This is a genomic window from uncultured Eudoraea sp. (assembly GCF_947258925.1).
Lineage (GTDB): Bacteria > Bacteroidota > Bacteroidia > Flavobacteriales > Flavobacteriaceae > Eudoraea.
Window position 1 is genome coordinate 104,568 of record NZ_CAMYKG010000001.1, and the last position, 19,568, is coordinate 124,135.

Sequence of the window (19,568 nt, forward strand, 5' to 3'; positions counted from 1 at the left end):
AATTAGGCCGGGATATCATATTTTTGAATTAGATAGCGCTTAGATATGAAAAAAATTTACTACTTAAGTACCTGCGATACTTGCAAACGTATTTTAAAAGAATTAAAGCCCCTGGATGATTTAGAATTACAGGATATTAAATCGGACCCCATTTCCCCTGTGGAGCTGAATGTGCTGCGAAATTTAGCGGGTAGTTATGAAGCCTTATTTAGCAAAAGGGCACGCCTTTTCCGCGAGCGGCAACTTAAAAACCGTCAATTGGAAGAAAATGATTATGAGACACTGCTATTGGAACATTATACATTTCTTAAAAGACCTGTTATAGTAGTCAACGATCAAATATTTATAGGGAATACTCCAAAGGTAATTTCAGCTGCCAAAGAAACTATCCATTCTTGAGCAAACGCACCCTCGCCATATTAGCCGCATTTGGTGCTACTACAATTTATGGCCTAAACCATACGATTGCTAAAGGAGTGATGCCTATGTATGTTAAGCCTTTCGGCTTTATTATGCTCAGAGTAATAGGAGCCTCTATTTTATTCTGGAGTATTTCATTTTTGGCTCCTAATGAAAAAATTGAAAGGAGGGACTGGGGAAGAGTGCTGCTGTGTTCTCTTTTTGGGATGGCCATCAATATGCTCGCATTTTTCAAGGGTTTAGATTTATCCACGCCCATTAATAGTGCCGTTTTAGTTACAACAACTCCTATAATCGTTGTAATATTATCTTTTTTCCTGATCAAGGAAAAGATAAGAGGACACAAAATCCTGGGTATTCTGATAGGGCTTGCAGGTGCTCTTTTTCTTGTCTTATATGGGAATGAAATTAGACAAGATGCATCAAATATTCCGTTGGGAAATACCCTTTTTTTACTCAACGCCCTATTTTTTGGCCTTTACCTAATCCTTGTTAAAAAGCTACTTGAAAAATACCACCCTATAACACTTCTGAAATGGATGTTCCTGCTTGGTATTTTCTATAATCTTCCTGTTGCCCTTCCTGAATTTTTGGAAATTTCATGGTCTGATCTGCCATTTGAAGCCATATGGAAAATGGCATTTGTGGTAATAGGCACCACTTTTTGTGCTTATTTGTTCAATGTCTTTGCCCTTACACAACTTAAGGCTTCCACGGTCAGTGCATTCGTTTACGTTCAACCGGTAATCGGAATTCTATTTGCCGTCATTAGTGGCAAAGATGTTCTTACCACTGTAAAAATAGGTGCCGCATCCTTGGTTTTGCTGGGGGTTTATCTTGTAAGTAAAAAACCAAAACCCGGTAAAATTTATAATTAGCTATCTATTGTTGAACGGGATACTTCACCAATTTTCTATTATCATTTCCCTTTACCTTGTAATCCTATTTTACCTTGCGGACCAAAGCAGTCCAGTCCTTATTAGTTTCCGAGGGTGGACTCCCTATTTGAATCCAGGTACCTCCATCCACCTCTTCTATTGATCCTTCAATATAGTCTCCTCCTTTTCTAGGGTTATACCAGAGTATTTCAAATTTACCTTTAAAACCCTCGAGATTTATACTTTCTGTGCCCCCATTTTTTAAATACAAGGCATAGATTTCCCCTTCCTTACCAAAGCAGTAATTAGTCGCGTTTCTAATTTTATGGTCAAGAACAGCCATTTCTTTATAGGAGAGTTTTTTAAAAAACTTAAAGGCTATGGCAGACTGCTCCCAAATATTGTTTCTGCTCCGCCAGTCTTCTGCATTTAAATCGTGTGGAGGTTTGAGCCAACCAAAATACCACTCTATTCCGGCACCTCCAGCCATTAGAGTTCCCCATAATGCATCCTGCCGCAAGGCGGTATGTGCAGGATCATCTTCATCCGTTTTTGTTCCTGTATGCCAGGGTCCGATTTCATCCATCATTACAATCCAGGGCCGCTCTGCTTCTTTCGATTTTTGTATCCAGTCCATAATGTCATTATGAATATTTTCTATGTTGGATACCTGCATAGAAAGACCGTCCAACTTATCAAAATGCAACAATTTGTTAAGAATTGGATTTCTTGATTCGCTGTCTGGCATAGTATGTATAACCACAGGATTTTTATAAGGATCATGATCTTTAATATATCGGATCATTGCATATCGTTGTTGATCGTTCTGTCCATTAGGCCACCAGGGAGCTGATCCATTCTCCTCGCCCATATTCCAGATGATATTCTTGTGATACCCGAACCGCGCAATCAGTTCCCGGTAATATAACTTTCGTTCGTCCCTGGTATAACCATCATCCAGTATAAGTTCGTTCTCCTTCTCCTGAGTTACAAGGTTCATTATTATTCCTAAATCTTCTGCATGCGAAAAAATAATATCCCACTGGGCAAGTTTACTCACGTCATACCTTTTAAAGTCGCTCTTTCTGTGACTCAGAAAAGGCCACACATCTCTTGCATCTCCTTCAATGTTCAGCGTAAGGGCATATACGCTATTCATGCCTTTGGAAGCTAAATAGTTGAGTGCCCCAATTATTCCTTTCCCCTTAGTTCCCTGCCATACAGGATCACCAGTTCTCCAGTCTTTTACATGAGGTTTCCACGTTTTTATAAAAGACTTTTCAGGATCATACGCATATGTGCTATCAATATCTGCATAGGCTAAGAAATTCTCAGGGGAATTAGCCCCAAATTTCAGCAAAGGTTCCCCGTTTTCTGTGTGCAGATATCTACTATTCGCATAGCACAACCTCCCCCTCGCATTAAATCCGGTGGCTTCTTCATGGGGCAAAACTACCTTTATTGAACCTCTCTTACCGTCATGGCGTCTAATGGGTTCACCGGAATATATGTCTTCATCCATAGCAATATTTTTGCCTTTCTTAAAGGATACTTTATATTCCAGGAGCCCAGCGGTATTCGGAGTAAACACCACCCTCCATGTTCCCCCGGAAGAACTGCTAGTCTCGGCAGCATTCCCGTCTGCCGCATAAAAACCAGGTACTGAAAACACATTGTCCTTTAGGGTAAACTCTACCTGCAAACAATAATCGGTAAATGGGTTTTCAGAAGCAGTTTCGCTCGTTGCTTCAATTTCAAAATCCATTATTATCGGTTGGTACTGCCTGTATTCCTTCTGAGAGAAAGCCAGTCTGAATGAAGTTAGTGCTACTAAGCAGTAAATTAAATAAATATTTTTCTTCATAATAAGCAGATTTGATGTTCATGAACAGATCAAATTATTAGAAGTGCCAAGAAAGCCAATTAAAGTTTAGATCTTATCAGAGATATCTAATGTAACAAAGATGTGATAAGTAATATTAAGTCCGGCTAAATTTTATACAATTCTTTGCTCAATACGGGTACTAATGCTTATTCTACAATTGTTGAATTTGATTTACCAAGGTCTGCGATGGCTAAAAATTTATCCCTATTTTTAAACCCATAATAGAACACTATGACAAACAAACCAGCATTTATTAAAAAACTTTCACTGCCTGCCATTGCCGCACCCATGTTCTTAATCTCTGGTCCTAAATTAGTGATAGAATGTTGCAAAAAAGGAATAATTGGAACTTTTCCCGCTCTTAACCAACGCACAAGTGAAGGTTTTGAAGAATGGCTAATTCAAATTAATACGGAATTGGCCAATTATGAAGAGGAGACAGGGGAAAAGCCAGCACCTTTTGGTGTTAATCTTATAGTCCATCAAACCAATCCAAGACTGGAGGCAGATCTTAAATTGTGTATTAAACATAAAGTCCCCATTATTATTACTTCACTTGGAGCGGTATCTCAGGTAGTTGATGCCATTCATAGCTACGGGGGACTTGTCTTTCACGATATAATTAAAAAAAGGCATGCTGAAAAAGCAGCGGAAGCCGGTGTAGACGGACTAATACTGGTCGCTGCGGGTGCGGGTGGACATGCGGGAACAATTAACCCGATGAGCCTTGTAGCAGAAATTAAAAAATTCTACAATAAAACTATTATCCTTTCAGGCTGTATCAGTACAGGTAGGGATATTGCATCTGCCCTTCAAATGGGCGCGGATATGGCCTATATGGGAACACGATTTATCAATACCCTTGAAAGTAAAGCACCGGAAGAATATCGGCAGATGATCATTAATGCAGGAGCCAGTGATATAACGTATACAGCTGCAATATCAGGAGTACATGCCAATTTTCTTGGAGCCAGTCTGGCAGCTGCAGGAATTACAAAAGAAGACTTACAAAAGGATGTCAAAATTGACTTCGGAAAGGAATTGGATACAGAAGCCAAGGCTTGGAAAACAATATGGTCAGCAGGCCAGGGCGTAACCACCGTGGAGGATGTGCTAAGTGTTTCAGAACTTGTAGAAAAACTCAAATCTGAATTCAAAGCAGCGATAGATGAACAAATTACTTTTTTGGAAATTTATCCAAAATGATCATGCCTAATTAACATATATATATGTACGTCAAAAGAAATATTGGCTGGGGAGTCATCCTTAAATTCGCCTGGAAAAACCTGATCTTTTTTACTTTATATGCAGGCTTAATATTTTATATGTATCATTTTCTGGGGTGGAATTATATAGATATTCCCTTCCAGCCAATTAGCGTTATTGGAATTGCAGTTGCATTTTATATCGGGTTCAAGAACTCCCAAAGCTATGATCGTTTCTGGGAAGGTCGAAAAATTTGGGGAGGAATAGTAAATTACAGCAGAACCTGGGGTATACAGGTGTTAAGTTTTATTCATACGGAGGATAAAGCATTCGACAAGAAGATACAAACACAATTAATTTACAGGCATATTGGATGGATTAACGCGCTTAGGGTGCAGCTCAGGCAACCAAGACCCTGGTCCCTGAAAGAGAACAGATTTGTTGAGAAAATGATCGAGAAGCATGGAGAGCGTAACCCATCCTGTAATGAGGCGTTTAAATATGTAAGTAAAAGAGAGTTTATTGACCTTAAAAAAAGGGTAAACCCAGCTACCCATTTGGTCAAAAACCAGGCCATGGACCTTGTTGCTCTAAAAGGAAAAGGTGTTATTGATGGCTTTCAGGAAGATCAGATGCAGTCTGTTCTGGAAGAGTTCTATAATCTCCAGGGTAAAAGTGAACGAATAAAAAACACTCCTTTTCCAAGACAATATGGATATTTTTCAAGAGTTTTTACCTGGATATTTATATTGATTTTACCTTTTGGTCTACTCGATGTATTTGAGGATGATACCATAATATCTATGGATTCTATTGAAGCCTGGTATGTATTTTTAATGATTCCGTTTTCAGTTTTGATCTCATGGATTTTCATTACCATGGAAAAAGTAGGAGACAATAGTGAGGACCCTTTTGAAGGTCGCATAAATGATGTGCCAATGACCGCCTTATGCCGTACAATCGAGATTGATTTACGCGACATGCTCGATGAGGAAAACCTTCCCGATCCTGTTGCACCTAAGGATCATGTTCTTTACTAATGCCTCTGGTTGAATCTCCATATAATCCACCACTTCCATTTAAAAATGGTCATATCTCCACTATTTATTCCGGCCTGATCAGAAAGGTTGCGAACCTAAAACAGCAAAGAGAACGCCTTGAACTTGCAGATGGAGATTTTATAGACCTGGATTGGAGTTATACCTCTGATCCCAGTTCTATTTTGGTTATTCTGCTGCACGGCCTTGAAGGACATGGCCAACGTCCTTATATTTTGGGGAGTGCCATACATTTTAACAATAATGGAATGGATTGCTGTGCCGTTAATTTCAGAGGCTGCAGTGGAGAAACCAATCGCCTTTTCAGATCCTATCACTCAGGTGATACTGGAGATCTTAAAGCTGTAATACAACATATTATTTCTACTCGTAAGTATAAAAATATTTTTATTAAAGGTTTTAGCCTTGGGGGGAACCTAACGCTCAAGTATCTGGGAGAAGGTCATGTGCCAAATCAGGTAAAAGGTGCTGTTACCGTCTCAGTTCCTTGCAGTTTACACGATTCACTCCTTCAATTGCTTAAATTTAAAAATACACTTTATGCCAAACGATTTAAGAAACACCTCGTTGCAAAATTGCAACTAAAAAGACTAAACTTTCCTGAATTAATATCTGAAGAGGATATAAAAAACATCAGAAACCTAAAGGATTTTGATGATATTTATACCAGTAAAGCTCATGGTTTTAAGGATGCCATGGATTACTATGACCAATGCAGCAGTCTACAATTTTTGCCTGGCATAAAAATCCCAACACTCATTATTAATGCCCTGGACGACTCATTTTTGGGAGAGGCATGTTATCCTGAGGAGGAAGCTAAAGACAATTCTTTACTTTTTTTGGATATGCCTAAATATGGTGGACATGTAGGATTCTTTGATTCAGAGAATATCTCTTATTCAGAAAAAAGAGGTTTAAAGTTTATAAAGGAATTCTTTTGATCCCCGCTATTTTATATATTTGGAACACTAATTTATACAACATGCGAAAATTATTATCCCTAATTGCAATTTGTGCCCTGACGATGGGCTGCGGCGAAAAAAAAGAAGAAAAAAAAGAAGGCGGTTTTGAAATGAATCGAACCAAGAAGGAGGTTAAAACAGAAGCTAAATCTGAAGGTGTTCCGGTTGATTTAAATAACAAAGGAGTAGGGCCCATTACTTCAGTTGAATTCGGGGCAGAAATAGATACTGAATTGGCCGCGATTGGTGAGGCAAAGTATAATGCCATTTGCACAGCTTGTCATATGGCTAACCAACGTATGATAGGACCCGCTTTAGCCGGGGTTTATGAACGTAGGAGTCCGGAATGGGTTATGAACATGATACTAAATCCGGATGGTATGCTAAAAGAAGATCCGATTGCGAAGGCTTTATATGAAGAATACAATAAAGCTATTATGCTCAATCAGAACTTAACTGAAGAAGAAGCGCGGGCTGTTTCAGAATACCTGCGTACCCTTTAGCACGGTTTAAGGATTTTATTGCTGCAATTGTGGTGGATCAATCCAAATAGGTAAATGATCATGATGGGGTATTTGATTTAACATTTACTACTTAATCAACACTGTTTACTCATTGTAAAGGTTATTTCCCTAATTCTATTTTTTGAATTCAAAAAGTGACTATTAGGTTTGTAAAAACATATTTAAAAATGAAAAAATCAAATCTTCAGGAAAACGTATGTAAAACATTACTACTATTCTTATTATTGAGTTTCACGAGCTACGGTCAAAATAAAAACTTTATTGATCAACCGTATTTGGAGACCACAGCAAGGGTAGATACCTTAGTTATCCCGGACCGCATCTTTCTCTCAATTCGCATCGCAGAGGCAGACACTAAAGGGAAAACTTCCGTTGAAAAATTGGAAAATAAAATGGAGGAAAAGCTGAAATCTCTGGGAATTGACACAGAGAAACAATTGACGTTGTCCGATCTGGCAAGTAATTTTAAAAAATATTTCCTCAGAAAAACAGACGTCCAAAAAGACAAAGAATATTCCCTCCTTGTTTATGATGCTGTAATGGCAGGAAAAGTAATTATTGGCCTGGAATCTATTGGAGTATCTAATGTGAACCTTACAAAAACCGAGTATTCAAAAATTGAAAAGCTTAAAATTGATCTGAGACAAGAGGCTGTACGGGCAGCAAAAAAACAGGCAGAGGCTATGGTGCGCCCTTTAGGTCAGAAATTAGGACATGCCCTTTATATCTCCGATCTGAATACGGGCATTCAACCCATGATGGAAGGACGAGTAGCGAGGGTACAAATGCTTAAAGAAGCCGATGAACAGCAACCCATTGCCATTGAATTTGAAAAAATAAAAATAGAAAGTACGGTGAATGTAAAATTCGCCATTCAGTAGTTATCAGACCTTATCCACAACAATTTTGTAGGTAGGATCCTCCAGGACATTGACATCAATTATGGCATCGGCATTTGACAACAGGCGTCTGCAATCCGGACTCAAATGCCTCAAATGAACTTTCTTACCCACTTTGTGATAGCGTTCGGTTATCTTATTTAAGGCTTCTATGGCAGACATGTCTACCACCCTGCTCTCTTTAAAATCTATAATTATCTCTTCCGGGTCCTCAAGTACCTCGAATTTTTCATTGAATAAGGTAACAGAACCAAAAAACAGCGGTCCGTAAATCTCATAATGCTTTATTCCATTTTCATCGGTATATTTCCTTGCGCGTATCCTTTTCGCATTATCCCATGCGAAGACAAGGGCCGAAATTATAACCCCAACCAAAACTGCTAAGGCAAGGTTATGCAGGAATACCGTAACCAGGGTTACCAGTATCATTACAAGTACGTCAGATTTTGGCATTCTTCGAAAGGTACGCAGGCTGGCCCACTCAAATGTTCCTAAGGCAACCATTATCATTAATCCTGTAAGTGCGGCCATAGGCACTTTTTCAATCAAATTAGCCCCGAACATAATAAAAACAAGAAGCATCACAGCGGCCACTATTCCCGATAATCTTGCCCTTGCTCCATTGGAAGTATTGATTAAACTCTGTCCAATCATAGCACATCCACCCATTCCCGAAAAAAGGCCTGAAAGTATATTGGCCGTGCCCTGGGCAACAGCTTCTTTATTCCCGCGACCACGGGTTTCCGTAATTTCATCAACAATGTTTAGCGTTAATAAACTCTCTATCAAGCCCACTCCGGCAACTATTGCCGAATAGGGAAATATGATCTTTAAAGTTTCTATGTTAAAAGGAATTTCAGGGATATGAAAGGGAGGAAAACCACCCTGAATTGATGCTATATCACCAATTGTTCTGGTATCAATGCCAAATGCAAGTACCAATCCAAATACAGCCAGGATAGCGATCAAAGAAGAAGGTACTACTTTACTTAATTTGGGTAATCCCCAAATGATGACCATGGTGAACAATACTAGTCCTAAAAAAATAAATAAAGAACTCCCGGACAACCAGGAGCCATCAGGGGATTTGAATTGGTCTAATTGAGAAATAAAAATAATGATTGCAAGGCCATTTACAAATCCGAATATTACCGGATGAGGTACGAGACGCATCAATTTCCCGAGTCGAAGAAAGCCTGCGGCCATTTCAAGGATACCTGCCAATATTACTGCAGCAAATACATATTCTACGCCATAATCCGCCGCAAGTGAAACAATAACTACGGCTACTGCCCCGGTTGCCCCGGATATCATTCCGGGTCTTCCCCCAAGGATGGAGGTTACCAACCCCATAACAAATGCGGCGTATAAGCCGGTTAATGGCGACAAGCCCGCGATAAGCGCAAATGCTATCGCCTCAGGCACCAAAGCCAGGGCCACCGTTATTCCTGATAAGATCTCGGTTTTATAGTTGACCTTTTGCGAAAAATCAAATAGATTTAAATACTTCTTCAAACCCTTATTATTTTAAGGGGGCAAAAATAGTACTTATTAACCGGGAATCGACTTATTCGCCAAGAATTATGGAATTAATAGATTACCAGCGGTTTAGCCCTAGTAATTTCTTTCCAAGGCTGGATAGTTTAGCAGTTTCGTATTTCTTTTGTTCCCAATTTCTCGGATCACCGGGGAATGCGTAACCTTCTGGTGCTATTTTGTTTTTCCAGGAATTAATTCGCCATTGTCTTAATGCTTCATTTTCCTCTTCCGCAGGCATCATAGAAATATATTGGGCAATCCTGACCTTGTTCTGCGATCTATTTGGTCTGATACCATGGGGTTCTGTGCTGTTAAAAATAAGCAAGTCACCAATTTCCAGTTTAACTTTTACAATTTTATCTTCCAATCCTGAAATGTCTGGTTGAAAGTGATCCCGATCTTCAGGTTGTGTTAACTTCCAGCTATCGTAATTTCTGTACAACCAGGGAATACACTGAAACCCACCCATATTCTCATCGGTTTGATCTGATAATGCCAATACACCTTGTACATTTTGCGGTTTGGTTTCAGGATCATAATCCCAATGAATAAAGCCTTTCCTTTCAAAACCGGGCCTTTGAGGAAAATTGAGATTTGCCCTGTCTATAGTTACCCATAATTTTTCTGTTCCCCAGACATCTACAAAGGCATCATAAACACGCTGCATCTGCCTGTTATTCCATAGATGTTGGTTATTGTAAACCTCAACCATCCCAGTACCTGTTAGCTCTTTCATTTGCATTTCTGCCCTTGGTGGAGCATACCAGGTAGTACTGTCCTCAGGATCCTTTTCATCGAATTCCCATAAAAAATCTGCTGTTGCCTTTGCCTGGGAAACAGGCACTGCATTCTTTATAACAATATAACCATTATGGATCCAAAACTCCCAATCTTCTTCACTTAGCACTCTTAGCGGAACCTGATTAGAACGATCATTCAGTTTAATTTTACTGCTTGTAGCCGTCGAAGGGTTTCCGGGAATATCTTTATGAGCCTTATTCGCCATTTCTAATTTGCCTGCTGCTTTTTCCATGATGCTTCCTGATTGTGATTAACTGTTAGTCAAAACTATTTAGATAAACCGCCTTTCTCCACCTTGATTTTGATATATATTTGAACTATATTGATATTTTAAAGACTTATTTATATTTATAATAGCAATTTTGTTAAATTTTTTAGTTTGAAAATTCAATTAGAACAAATAAACACGGATAATAAAAGCTCGTTCCGCTTGCTACATAATCCCAGATTGAATGATCTGTTCTACTGGCACTTTCACCCCGAATATGAATTGGTCTATATTGAAGGTGCAAATGGTACAAGGCATGTAGGGGATCATATATCCCAATATGTATATAGTGATCTGGTATTAATAGGATCAAATATCCCTCATTTAAATTTCGATTATGGGATTCAAACTGAATATAAAAAAGAGGTATTACATGTTAGTTCTGCGTTTAAAAATAAGATATTTACCGAAATCCCTGAATTGTCGGATGTATTCAAGCTTTTTGAAAAATCCCAATATGGTATGGCATTTACAGGGAAAACCAAAGAAATTATTGGCTCTAGACTAAAAAAGCTCCATGTCCTATCGCCCTTTTCACAATTTCTTGAAGTTTTGCATATTTTCTCTATTCTCGCTTCTTCAGAGGAATATACGTTACTTCATGAATATCCGGTAAGAAATAAGTACAGCCAAAAACAACAAGACCGTTTAAAAACTATTTATGCATTTATAGATAAAAATTACCAAAGAAAAATTGAGCTTGCAGAAGTGGCTGCATTATCTAATTTAAGCAAAGAAGCATTTTGTCGTTATTTCAAAGCCGCTACCGGTAGTCCATTTACTTCTTTTCTAAATCGGTATAGAATTAGCCAGGCAAAGCGGCTGCTCCTTAAAGGAAAAAATATCAGTGAAGCTTGTTACGATTGCGGCTACGAAAGTCTTTCTTACTTTAATCGTACATTTAGAAAAATTACCAGTGAAAATCCCTCTGATTTTAAAAGAAGGTATATGAAGTCTGTATGAATCAACTCTATTACAAACTTTAACTCTCTTTTCTTTATTATTGACATAAAAAAACCGCCCTGGATTTCAATCCAGGGCGGTTTCTAACTAAATAACCAACCAAAATTAATATTTCACTCGCATACTGTACTCTCCTTATAAACGAATAATTCAAAGTATTCATTGTGCAGAAACTGGTAAACCGGTGTTAAAATTTTATGTATTTCATCGTTTTTTAAATTGAGGACTTGAAAGTCTTAAAACAGATTCAATTTATCTGCTAATTTATATATACCCCGGACTTCCAATGAAATAAGTCGTTATTTTTTTTAATTACATTTGATGGTCTAATTTATTTTGATGAAGAAAGATTTAAAAATTGCAGTTCTTGGAGGTGGAAGCTGGGCGACTGCTATTGTAAAAATGCTTACCGAAAACCATGACGATGTAATCTGGTATATGCGCAATGATGATGCACTGGAATATATAAAAGCGAACAAACACAATCCAAATTACCTCACCTCTGTTGAGTTCCATTTAGAACAGTTATACCTCACCAGTAATATAGATGAAGCGGTTTCTATGGCAGATCTTTTAATTTTTGCTATTCCTTCCGCATTCCTGGAGAGTGAACTTAAAAAACTTTCTACTCCGCTAAGTGAGAAAATCATATTTTCAGCCATCAAAGGAATTGTTCCTGAAACAGGCTTGATCGTTGGTGAGCATTTTAATCTAAAGTATAATATCCCCATTGACAATATAGGTGTTATAACAGGCCCATGTCATGCCGAAGAGGTGGCCTTAGAACGTTTATCCTATTTAACATTAGCCTGCGCAGATACAGCGAAGGCCGAAATGCTTTCAGCACACCTGAAGAGTCATTATATCAAGACCAAAATCTCCGATGATATCATTGGTACAGAATACGCCGCAATGCTCAAGAATATTTATGCCCTGGCAGCTGGTATCGCACACGGCCTGGGTTATGGCGATAATTTCCAATCGGTTTTAATGAGCAATGCCATACGCGAAATGAAGCGATATATCACCCGGGTTCACAAGATGAAACGCAATATCAATAATTCTGCTTATCTGGGAGATTTACTGGTTACAGGATATTCAACTTTTAGTCGTAACAGGATGTTTGGAAACATGATAGGCAAGGGATACAGGGTAAAAAGCGCTATGATGGAAATGAATATGGTTGCAGAAGGGTATTACGCCTCAGAAAGTGCCTATAAATTAAAGTCCACATTTAAAAAGAAAGTTAAGACTCCTATTATTGATGCAGTTTATGATATTCTATATAACCATAAGAATGCTAAAATCACTTTTAAAACACTTGCAGACAAGTTAGACTGACCCTGAATTTTTTAATTAAACTCAAAATGAATATTTTAGGCATATAATGATAGCATCTTACCAGATAAAATTGTGAAATGAGTCTAAAAAAAATCGTCTTTCTCATCCTTGTTACTGCCCTATTTGGTTTAATGGGATTTTCATTAAGGGAAGGTTCTGAGGTGTCAGAAATTGATAAATCTAAGTCAGACCCATTTAAAGCCTATTCACAGAAAATTTCAGGAAGTGAGCTCACCATAAAAATGATACCAATTACTGGTGGTAAATTTTTAATGGGGAGCAATGGACATAAAGATGACGAAAAACCCCAGCATGAAGTTTTTATAGATGACTTTTGGATGGCCGCTTTTGAAATAACCTGGGATCAGTATGAACTTTTTCTGGAACGTCAGCTTGATGCCATTGGACCAAAGGGCGCTGAAGCTGAGGTTGCAATAGATATTGATGCCATTGCTTCTGCAACCACACCATATGTAGATATGAGCCATGGGATGGGCAAAAAGGGATTTCCAGTTGTAAATATTACCCAGTATGCAGCAATAACTTTTTGCAAATGGCTCACTGCAAAGACAGGAAAATTTTATAGACTTCCCACTGAAGCTGAATGGGAATATGCTGCCAGGGCTGGTAGTAAAACTTCTTATTCTTTTGGTGATGACACTACAAAATTGGTATTATACGCCTGGTACAATCTAAATAGTGAAGGTAAATATCAGCAAGTAGGTGCCAAGAAACCCAATGAAAATGGTCTCTACGATATGCATGGAAATGTTGCAGAATGGACTATGGATCAATACGTGCCAAATAGCTATGTTCAAAGATTAGGTAAAACCACAGAAAATCCTTGGGTGAAACCCTCAACCCTCTATCCAAGATCTGTTCGTGGTGGTTCCTGGATGGACCCTGCAAATGCCCTCAGGTCATCTGCCAGACTTGCTTCATCCCCTGAATGGAAAAGAATTGACCCCCAGATCCCTAAAAGTCAATGGTGGTTCACGAATGCTGCTAATATTGGTTTTAGAATAATAAGACCTAAGGAAACTCCTTCTAAAGAAGAAATGGAGACCTATTGGCTTAATCCAATTGATGACTATTAAACTCTATAAAAATGGAAAATAAAAAACACTCCCCAACCCGAAGAAACTTTTGCAAGAATACCGCTATTGCAGCAGGTGGAATTTTGACAGTCCCTTTGGATGTAGCGGCCTCGGCCCATGTTTTAGGCGAGGATGTCATAAATATTGCCTTGGTTGGATGTGGTGGCAGAGGAACTGGTGCTGCGGTACAGGCCTTAAGTACGAAAGAAAATGTAAGGTTGGTAGCTATGGCCGATGCTTTTCAGGATCGTTTGGATAATTGTTTTGAAATCCTTTCCAAGAAGTTTTTGGATACAGGCAAAGTGGCCGTAAAAGATGAAGACAAATACTACGGTTTTGATGCTTATAAAGCAGCTATAGATAAAGCAGATGTAGTACTATTAACCACAACTCCTGGTTTCAGACCCATTCATTTTGAGTATGCAATAAGTAAAAATAAGCATGTATTCATGGAAAAACCGGTTGCTACTGATGCCGGTGGTATTAGAAGTGTCCTGAAAACTGCGAAAATTGCCAAAGAGAAAAAACTGAATGTAGTGGTTGGTTTGCAACGGCATTATCAAAAAAATTATCTCGCATGCCTTGAAGAAATACGAGCAGGTAAAATAGGCCAAATTGTATCAGGACAGGTATATTGGAATAGTGCAGGTGTTTGGGTTAAGCAACGACAGGAAAACCAGACAGAAATGGAATACCAAATGCGAAATTGGTATTATTTTAACTGGTTATGCGGTGATCATATAGTGGAGCAACATATTCATAATATCGATGTTGCTAATTGGTTTATTGGTGAGTTCCCTGTTCATGCCCAGGGCATGGGTGGCAGGGAAGTCCGCAAAGGAAAAGAGTACGGAGAAATATTTGACCACCACTTTGTTGAATTTACCTATCCCTCCGGAGCGATTATTTCCAGCCAGTGCAGGCATCAAAAAGGCTGTTTAGACAATGTATCCGAAAGTTTAATGGGTACCAGGGGTAAAATTTATACCGATTCCCAAAATAAAGGGATAATTACAGGCTATGATGGCAGTACGATCTATGACCATCAGGGTGCTAATGATCCAAATCCTTATCAGACAGAACATGATGCTTTATTCGCTTCTATTAAATCTGGTGGCCTTATCAGTGATGCGGAACATGCGGCAAAAACCACTATGACTGCAATTCTTGGAAGGATGGCAACCTATTCAGGGCAATTAATCACTTATGAAGATGCCTTAAATAAAGGCAGGAACCTAATGCCTGAAGCATATAGTTGGGATGCCAAGCCTCCGGTATTACCTAATGAAAATGGCTTTTACCCCGTACCTGTCCCAGGAGTAACAGAAGTATTGGAAAAATAGGGTACAGAATTCACTTTTGATGGTATACCGTACTAATACCCGGATTTTACAGGATCAATTTTTGGGAATATTAATAAGCCCTCTTTAATGAAAAATCTGAATGCGCTTCAATTTCTTGGACAATTTTTTCTTTCCAGGATAGGATTTGTGCATCATCCAATTTAAAAATAGATTTAAATTCATCCAGGATAGGATCAAGCAGAAAAGGTATGTTTTCGATATCAAAATATAAGCGACCCGTCCTGCGAATAAAAAAATCCATCGGTGAAGTTATCATTTCATAATGTATTCCAAAATGTAATTCGGCTTTTGCCATTCTTATAAAGGGGTCCTTATCTTTCTGCTTTGAATATTCTTCTAAAATAATTTCCGATTGCTTGCCATAGGTGGTGACCAGAAACCAGGCATCATATTCTGAAAACCCATCTGCCTGAATTCGTTCGAAAACTTCCTGGATATACTTTTTAACGTGTTTCGATTTTTTGAAATCACTGCCACATAACGGGATTTTGGTTGTCTGACATTCCGGAAATTCAACTCCTTCTTTCTCTTCCATTTTTTTGGAAAGCAGGTTAACAACCCTTTCTGCCATTTTTCGATAGCCCGTGAGTTTCCCGCCAGCCATACTAATAAGTCCAGTCTCGGAAATAAATATTTCATCCTTCCTGCTTAGTTCGGAAGTAGATTTACCTTCTTCATGAATTAACGGCCTTAAACCCGCCCAGGAAGAGAGAATATCCCCTAGTTCCAGGTTGATCTTTGGAAACATGTTGTTTACAGCAGATATTAAATAAAGAGCATCTGCCAAGTCCAATTGTACGTTATCCTTATCCGCTTCATAGTTAGTATCTGTAGTTCCTACATATGTAATCTTACCTCTGGGTATTGCAAAAATCATCCTTCCATCAGGTACATCAAAATAAACCGATTGTTTTACGGGTAATTTTTCATGGGCAAATACAAGATGAACACCTTTAGTCAGATGCAAACGCTTACCATTTTTGGAATTGTTCTTAGTTCGCAAATCATCTACCCATGGTCCGGCCGCATTGATCACATATTTGGATTTAATGGTAAACTCCTGTCCCGACTTGGCATCTTCACAACTCACTCCTGAAACATCATTCTCATTATAAACAAACCCTTTTACTCTTGTATAATTCAAGGGAACGGCGCCAAATGTCAAGCTTGTTTTAATATTCTCAATGGTAAGCCTGGCATCATCTGTCCGATACTCCGCATAGTACCCTGCACCCTTTAACTTTTTCTTTGGCAATAAGGGTTCAAGGGCCAGCGCTTCTTTTTTTTCCAGCATCCGGCGTTTGTCATCTCCCGATACCTGAGCTAAAATATCATACACCTTTAGCCCAATAGATGTCAGCCATTTTCCGTAAGACCCTCCGTCAATCAGCGGGAGGAGCATTTTTTCCGGAAGCACAAGATGTGGAGCTAGTTTGTGTACAATAGCTCTTTCCGATCCCACCTCTTTTACCAACCAAAAATCAAATTGTTTAAGATAACGTAACCCTCCATGAATTAGCTTTGTAGACTTACTGCTCGTTCCTGAGGCAAAGTCCCCCTTTTCAACTAAAGCCACTTTCATTCCTCTGGAAGCAGCATCGAGTGCTATCCCTGCTCCTGTTATTCCACCCCCGATTATTACAAGGTCGAAATTAGTTTTAGTAAGGTTTTGAATAATTTTTTTACGGTCCAGGTCCGAAAATCGAATGTTCTTTTTCATGTTTTTGCAATTCAAGGCTCAAAATTAACATGGCCTCGCAACAAATGTAAAACATTAAATGCTCAATGCAAATGCCTGCAATAGAGGCATAGTTTCAAATTTAAAAGATTATAAATTTGTATTAAATTGGGGCTATGAATTCGTATTCCCTTTCAACTAAACAGATTCTTACTTTGTACCATTTATACCACTCATTTTTTCCTTTATCCTGTGCAACGAGGTGTTCAAGATTTGCCTTCCATTTCGCTATGGACTCGAGATTTTCCCAATAACTTATAGATATCCCTATTTCTTCTTTAGCGCTTTCAAACCCAAGATAACCCGGTTGTATTTTCGCTAATTTCTCCATTTCTTCAGACATAAGCCGGTATCCCTGATCCTCGGAGGTTCTTATACTTGTAAATATTACGGCGTAATAATTATCTTTCAAAACAGTTTAGTATATATAGGCTCTTTCCACAAAATAATTCACTATGGCTTCCTTCATCAATACAGATTGTTCCCCCGCTTTTAGAGGTGGGAGTGCCTCCTTAACAGCATAGTGAGGCCAGCCATCTTCATCATAATATTCAAATTCATAATACCCGTAGGGTTCCAGAAGTTTACAGATTGCAATATGCATTAAATTAATTTTCTCGTCTTTTTTGTAATTATAATGATATTTACCTAACTCCTGAACACCAATTAAATAGATTATCCCATCCAATTCAAGAGGATCACCATCCGAAAATTTATCGGATAGTTTCTTTACCAATTGCTCCCATCTCTCCTTCAATTTAGTATCTCTGCTCATCTTTTAACACCAAAATGTTTTTAAATTCATTTTAATCGATCTTATGCAAAAAATCAAAGGTACAAATCAAAATTCTATATTTGTTAAAACGAATTCAAGTGAATATTCTCGATATAATTTTGGGGTTAATTCTGGTGTATGGACTTTATAAAGGTGTTAAAAATGGCTTTTTTGTAGAAATTACATCACTGGCTGCTATTATTGTAGGGTTATATGGTGCCATTCAATTTTCCTATATAACCGCCAGTTATCTAGCTCAAAATATGGATTGGGATGAAAATTACATTAAACTAACTGCATTTATAATTACTTTTCTAGGTATTGTGATTCTGGTTAACATGGCTGGTAAAATTCTTACTAAAATTGCTGATTTTGCCATGCTTGGTTTGCTAAACAAAGTTGCAGGTGGGATATTTGGTATTTTAAAGTTAGCTGTGATCCTGGGTACCTTATTGTATTTCTTTGAAAGTACATCCGACTCCTTAAATCTAAAAAAAAATAATATTGTTGAGGAGTCTATTCTTTATACCCCGGTTAGGGATATGGGAGCTTTGGTTTTTGGAAACGTGGTTGAGGCATTTAATGACGGATAAATGATCAAAAAGTGCAGTTCATCGAAAAAAAAAGCATTTTCATGTGTGTTTTTCATAATTTCTTTAATATTACGAAGTTGATCCTCTGAACAAAGGATTAACCGGAACACCCCCACTCTTCTTTACCCTACTTACAGATAGAACACTATATGAAAATGAGATTGCATATCGCTCTCTCGGTTTTATTTGTATTGTTGGCTGGATCCTGTAGCACAGAGTCCATAGAAAATACAAATATCCCGATTTTTGAAAATGCCGTTTTGGTAGAACAGGAACTATTGGATATAGTTAATGACCATAGAAACGAGCTAGGTTATCCGTCTTTGGTATTTAGCAAAGTTGCCTATGAATATGCCAACGCTCATAATGATTATATGATAGTCAACGGTAGTCTAAGCCATGATAATTTTAGTTCAAGGGCATCGAGCATTTCCAGTGAGGTGAATGCCGAATATGTAGCTGAAAATGTTGCAAAGGACTACCCTGATGCTATTACTGCTTTTGAGAATTGGCTTAATAGCCCAAATCATCGCAAAACCATAGAAGGAGAATTTTCACATACAGCCGTGAGTATTAAAAAAGATGCTGGCGGGAAACTCTACTTCACACAGTTGTTCTACCGATAGACAATTCCAGCAAAAATTCTTTTCTTAAATTTGAATCAGGATTTCAAAAAAACTTCCTGTTAACCCCGTTTAAAACCTGAATCAAATGTCTATAAAACCTCCATTTAATCTAAACAAGTGGATTCAAGAAAACAGACACTTATTAAAACCCCCTGTTGGAAATAAAAATCTGTATAAGGATGCAGGTGACTATATTGTTATGATAGTAGCAGGTCCGAATGCACGAAAAGACTACCATTATAACGAAACGGAAGAGCTTTTCTATCAATTGGAGGGACAAATAGAGGTGCATGTTCAGGAGGACAGTAAGAAAAAAACAATGAAACTAGGGCCAGGTGATATGTATCTGCATCCAGCAAAAGTTCCACACTCCCCTGAAAGGTTCAAAGACTCCATAGGGTTGGTAATAGAGCGAAAGAGAGACCATCTTCAAACTAAGGACGGCCTTCTTTGGTTCTGTGATACCTGTAATCATAAACTCTATGAGACTTATTTCAAATTACACGATATAGAAAAGGATTTTTTGTCCCACTTTTCCTATTTCTACGGCTCCAAAGAGCTAAGAACCTGTGAAAATTGTGGAACAGTGATGCCGGTTGATGAACGGTTTATTGCTCAAAAAGAAGACTAA

Annotated in this window: 20 protein-coding genes; 14 read left to right on the forward strand and 6 right to left on the reverse strand. The window is 38.2% G+C overall.

Annotated elements, in window-relative coordinates:
* The first annotated feature begins 45 nt into the window (after positions 1 to 45).
* Both Q0X77_RS00470 and Q0X77_RS00475 read left to right on the forward strand, forming a co-directional pair.
* Positions 46 to 399, forward strand: coding sequence for an ArsC/Spx/MgsR family protein (locus Q0X77_RS00470; RefSeq protein ID WP_297791748.1), 354 nt, complete (start codon positions 46 to 48; stop codon positions 397 to 399).
* Positions 396 to 1,298: a DMT family transporter gene (locus tag Q0X77_RS00475; RefSeq protein ID WP_297791750.1), complete on the forward strand. Its 903-nt coding sequence runs from the start codon at positions 396 to 398 to the stop codon at positions 1,296 to 1,298. Before Q0X77_RS00470 ends, Q0X77_RS00475 begins: the two co-directional genes overlap by 4 nt.
* Positions 1,299 to 1,362: 64 nt before the next feature.
* Here the strand turns inward: Q0X77_RS00475 and Q0X77_RS00480 are convergent, their stop codons facing one another.
* Positions 1,363 to 3,162, reverse strand: coding sequence for a DUF5060 domain-containing protein (locus Q0X77_RS00480; protein ID WP_297791752.1), 1,800 nt, complete (start codon positions 3,160 to 3,162; stop codon positions 1,363 to 1,365).
* 252 nt (positions 3,163 to 3,414) lie between these two features.
* Between Q0X77_RS00480 and Q0X77_RS00485 the strand changes: the two genes are divergently transcribed.
* The 5 genes from Q0X77_RS00485 (at position 3,415) to Q0X77_RS00505 (ending at position 7,814) form a co-directional block, all read left to right on the forward strand.
* The gene (locus tag Q0X77_RS00485; RefSeq protein WP_297791754.1) at positions 3,415 to 4,389 is read left to right on the forward strand and encodes a nitronate monooxygenase family protein; all 975 of its coding nucleotides are present in this window, start codon (positions 3,415 to 3,417) and stop codon (positions 4,387 to 4,389) included.
* Positions 4,390 to 4,412: 23 nt separating this feature from the next.
* Positions 4,413 to 5,429 carry a bestrophin family protein gene (locus Q0X77_RS00490; protein WP_297791756.1) on the forward strand — a complete coding sequence of 339 codons (1,017 nt, stop codon included), beginning with the start codon at positions 4,413 to 4,415 and terminating at the stop codon, positions 5,427 to 5,429.
* Positions 5,429 to 6,388: an alpha/beta fold hydrolase gene (locus Q0X77_RS00495; protein WP_297791758.1), complete on the forward strand. Its 960-nt coding sequence runs from the start codon at positions 5,429 to 5,431 to the stop codon at positions 6,386 to 6,388. The genes Q0X77_RS00490 and Q0X77_RS00495 overlap by 1 nt, the downstream gene beginning before the upstream one ends.
* Positions 6,389 to 6,429: 41 nt before the next feature.
* Positions 6,430 to 6,912: a cytochrome c gene (locus Q0X77_RS00500; protein ID WP_297791760.1), complete on the forward strand. Its 483-nt coding sequence runs from the start codon at positions 6,430 to 6,432 to the stop codon at positions 6,910 to 6,912.
* A 188-nt stretch (positions 6,913 to 7,100) separates the two neighbouring features.
* The gene (locus tag Q0X77_RS00505; protein WP_297791762.1) at positions 7,101 to 7,814 is read left to right on the forward strand and encodes an SIMPL domain-containing protein; all 714 of its coding nucleotides are present in this window, start codon (positions 7,101 to 7,103) and stop codon (positions 7,812 to 7,814) included.
* A gap of 3 nt (positions 7,815 to 7,817) precedes the next feature.
* Here the strand turns inward: Q0X77_RS00505 and Q0X77_RS00510 are convergent, their stop codons facing one another.
* Positions 7,818 to 9,347, reverse strand: a complete 1,530-nt coding sequence (locus Q0X77_RS00510; RefSeq protein WP_297791764.1) for a SulP family inorganic anion transporter — start codon at positions 9,345 to 9,347, stop codon at positions 7,818 to 7,820.
* A gap of 82 nt (positions 9,348 to 9,429) precedes the next feature.
* Positions 9,430 to 10,404, reverse strand: a complete 975-nt coding sequence (locus tag Q0X77_RS00515; protein WP_297791766.1) for a phytanoyl-CoA dioxygenase family protein — start codon at positions 10,402 to 10,404, stop codon at positions 9,430 to 9,432.
* A gap of 147 nt (positions 10,405 to 10,551) precedes the next feature.
* On the opposite strand from Q0X77_RS00515, the gene Q0X77_RS00520 reads away from it, so the two are divergent.
* The 4 genes from Q0X77_RS00520 to Q0X77_RS00535 all read left to right on the forward strand — a co-directional run bounded on the left by Q0X77_RS00520 (position 10,552) and on the right by Q0X77_RS00535 (position 15,184).
* A complete protein-coding gene (locus Q0X77_RS00520; protein ID WP_297791768.1) occupies positions 10,552 to 11,403 on the forward strand; it encodes an AraC family transcriptional regulator in 852 nt (283 codons plus the stop codon).
* A 339-nt stretch (positions 11,404 to 11,742) separates the two neighbouring features.
* Positions 11,743 to 12,744, forward strand: a complete 1,002-nt coding sequence (locus Q0X77_RS00525) for an NAD(P)H-dependent glycerol-3-phosphate dehydrogenase (RefSeq protein ID WP_297791770.1) — start codon at positions 11,743 to 11,745, stop codon at positions 12,742 to 12,744.
* Between the two features lie 77 nt (positions 12,745 to 12,821).
* On the forward strand, positions 12,822 to 13,841 hold the full coding sequence (locus tag Q0X77_RS00530) for an SUMF1/EgtB/PvdO family nonheme iron enzyme (RefSeq protein ID WP_297791772.1): 1,020 nt from the start codon (positions 12,822 to 12,824) through the stop codon (positions 13,839 to 13,841).
* An 11-nt stretch (positions 13,842 to 13,852) separates the two neighbouring features.
* Positions 13,853 to 15,184, forward strand: coding sequence for a Gfo/Idh/MocA family oxidoreductase (locus tag Q0X77_RS00535; RefSeq protein WP_297791774.1), 1,332 nt, complete (start codon positions 13,853 to 13,855; stop codon positions 15,182 to 15,184).
* A gap of 70 nt (positions 15,185 to 15,254) precedes the next feature.
* On the opposite strand, the gene Q0X77_RS00540 is transcribed toward Q0X77_RS00535, so the two are convergent.
* From Q0X77_RS00540 to Q0X77_RS00550, 3 genes are all read right to left on the reverse strand, one after another.
* The gene (locus Q0X77_RS00540; protein ID WP_297791776.1) at positions 15,255 to 16,925 is read right to left on the reverse strand and encodes a glycerol-3-phosphate dehydrogenase/oxidase; all 1,671 of its coding nucleotides are present in this window, start codon (positions 16,923 to 16,925) and stop codon (positions 15,255 to 15,257) included.
* 121 nt (positions 16,926 to 17,046) lie between these two features.
* Positions 17,047 to 17,355 (reverse strand): antibiotic biosynthesis monooxygenase, encoded by a 309-nt coding sequence (locus Q0X77_RS00545; RefSeq protein WP_297791778.1) that lies wholly within the window; start codon positions 17,353 to 17,355, stop codon positions 17,047 to 17,049.
* 6 nt (positions 17,356 to 17,361) lie between these two features.
* Positions 17,362 to 17,718, reverse strand: a complete 357-nt coding sequence (locus Q0X77_RS00550) for a hypothetical protein (RefSeq protein WP_297791780.1) — start codon at positions 17,716 to 17,718, stop codon at positions 17,362 to 17,364.
* 98 nt (positions 17,719 to 17,816) lie between these two features.
* Here Q0X77_RS00550 and Q0X77_RS00555 point away from each other — a divergent pair, with 98 nt between their 5' ends.
* The 3 genes from Q0X77_RS00555 to Q0X77_RS00565 all read left to right on the forward strand — a co-directional run bounded on the left by Q0X77_RS00555 (position 17,817) and on the right by Q0X77_RS00565 (position 19,568).
* Positions 17,817 to 18,311, forward strand: coding sequence for a CvpA family protein (locus Q0X77_RS00555; protein ID WP_297791782.1), 495 nt, complete (start codon positions 17,817 to 17,819; stop codon positions 18,309 to 18,311).
* A gap of 155 nt (positions 18,312 to 18,466) precedes the next feature.
* A complete protein-coding gene (locus tag Q0X77_RS00560; RefSeq protein ID WP_297791784.1) occupies positions 18,467 to 18,937 on the forward strand; it encodes a CAP domain-containing protein in 471 nt (156 codons plus the stop codon).
* Between the two features lie 85 nt (positions 18,938 to 19,022).
* Positions 19,023 to 19,568, forward strand: a complete 546-nt coding sequence (locus Q0X77_RS00565) for a 3-hydroxyanthranilate 3,4-dioxygenase (protein ID WP_297791785.1) — start codon at positions 19,023 to 19,025, stop codon at positions 19,566 to 19,568.

What these genes read in the sequence shown, in the direction of transcription:
- Q0X77_RS00470 (WP_297791748.1), top strand. Translation starts at nt 46, where the DNA reads ATGAAAAAAATTTACTACTTAAGTACCTGCGATACTTGCAAACGTATT.
- Q0X77_RS00480 (WP_297791752.1), bottom strand. Translation starts at nt 3,162, where the DNA reads ATGAAGAAAAATATTTATTTAATTTACTGCTTAGTAGCACTAACTTCA.
- Q0X77_RS00485 (WP_297791754.1), top strand. Translation starts at nt 3,415, where the DNA reads ATGACAAACAAACCAGCATTTATTAAAAAACTTTCACTGCCTGCCATT.
- Q0X77_RS00490 (WP_297791756.1), top strand. Translation starts at nt 4,413, where the DNA reads ATGTACGTCAAAAGAAATATTGGCTGGGGAGTCATCCTTAAATTCGCC.
- Q0X77_RS00495 (WP_297791758.1), top strand. Translation starts at nt 5,429, where the DNA reads ATGCCTCTGGTTGAATCTCCATATAATCCACCACTTCCATTTAAAAAT.
- Q0X77_RS00500 (WP_297791760.1), top strand. Translation starts at nt 6,430, where the DNA reads ATGCGAAAATTATTATCCCTAATTGCAATTTGTGCCCTGACGATGGGC.
- Q0X77_RS00505 (WP_297791762.1), top strand. Translation starts at nt 7,101, where the DNA reads ATGAAAAAATCAAATCTTCAGGAAAACGTATGTAAAACATTACTACTA.
- Q0X77_RS00515 (WP_297791766.1), bottom strand. Translation starts at nt 10,404, where the DNA reads ATGGAAAAAGCAGCAGGCAAATTAGAAATGGCGAATAAGGCTCATAAA.
- Q0X77_RS00525 (WP_297791770.1), top strand. Translation starts at nt 11,743, where the DNA reads ATGAAGAAAGATTTAAAAATTGCAGTTCTTGGAGGTGGAAGCTGGGCG.
- Q0X77_RS00530 (WP_297791772.1), top strand. Translation starts at nt 12,822, where the DNA reads ATGAGTCTAAAAAAAATCGTCTTTCTCATCCTTGTTACTGCCCTATTT.
- Q0X77_RS00535 (WP_297791774.1), top strand. Translation starts at nt 13,853, where the DNA reads ATGGAAAATAAAAAACACTCCCCAACCCGAAGAAACTTTTGCAAGAAT.
- Q0X77_RS00540 (WP_297791776.1), bottom strand. Translation starts at nt 16,925, where the DNA reads ATGAAAAAGAACATTCGATTTTCGGACCTGGACCGTAAAAAAATTATT.
- Q0X77_RS00550 (WP_297791780.1), bottom strand. Translation starts at nt 17,718, where the DNA reads ATGAGCAGAGATACTAAATTGAAGGAGAGATGGGAGCAATTGGTAAAG.
- Q0X77_RS00560 (WP_297791784.1), top strand. Translation starts at nt 18,467, where the DNA reads ATGAGATTGCATATCGCTCTCTCGGTTTTATTTGTATTGTTGGCTGGA.
- Q0X77_RS00565 (WP_297791785.1), top strand. Translation starts at nt 19,023, where the DNA reads ATGTCTATAAAACCTCCATTTAATCTAAACAAGTGGATTCAAGAAAAC.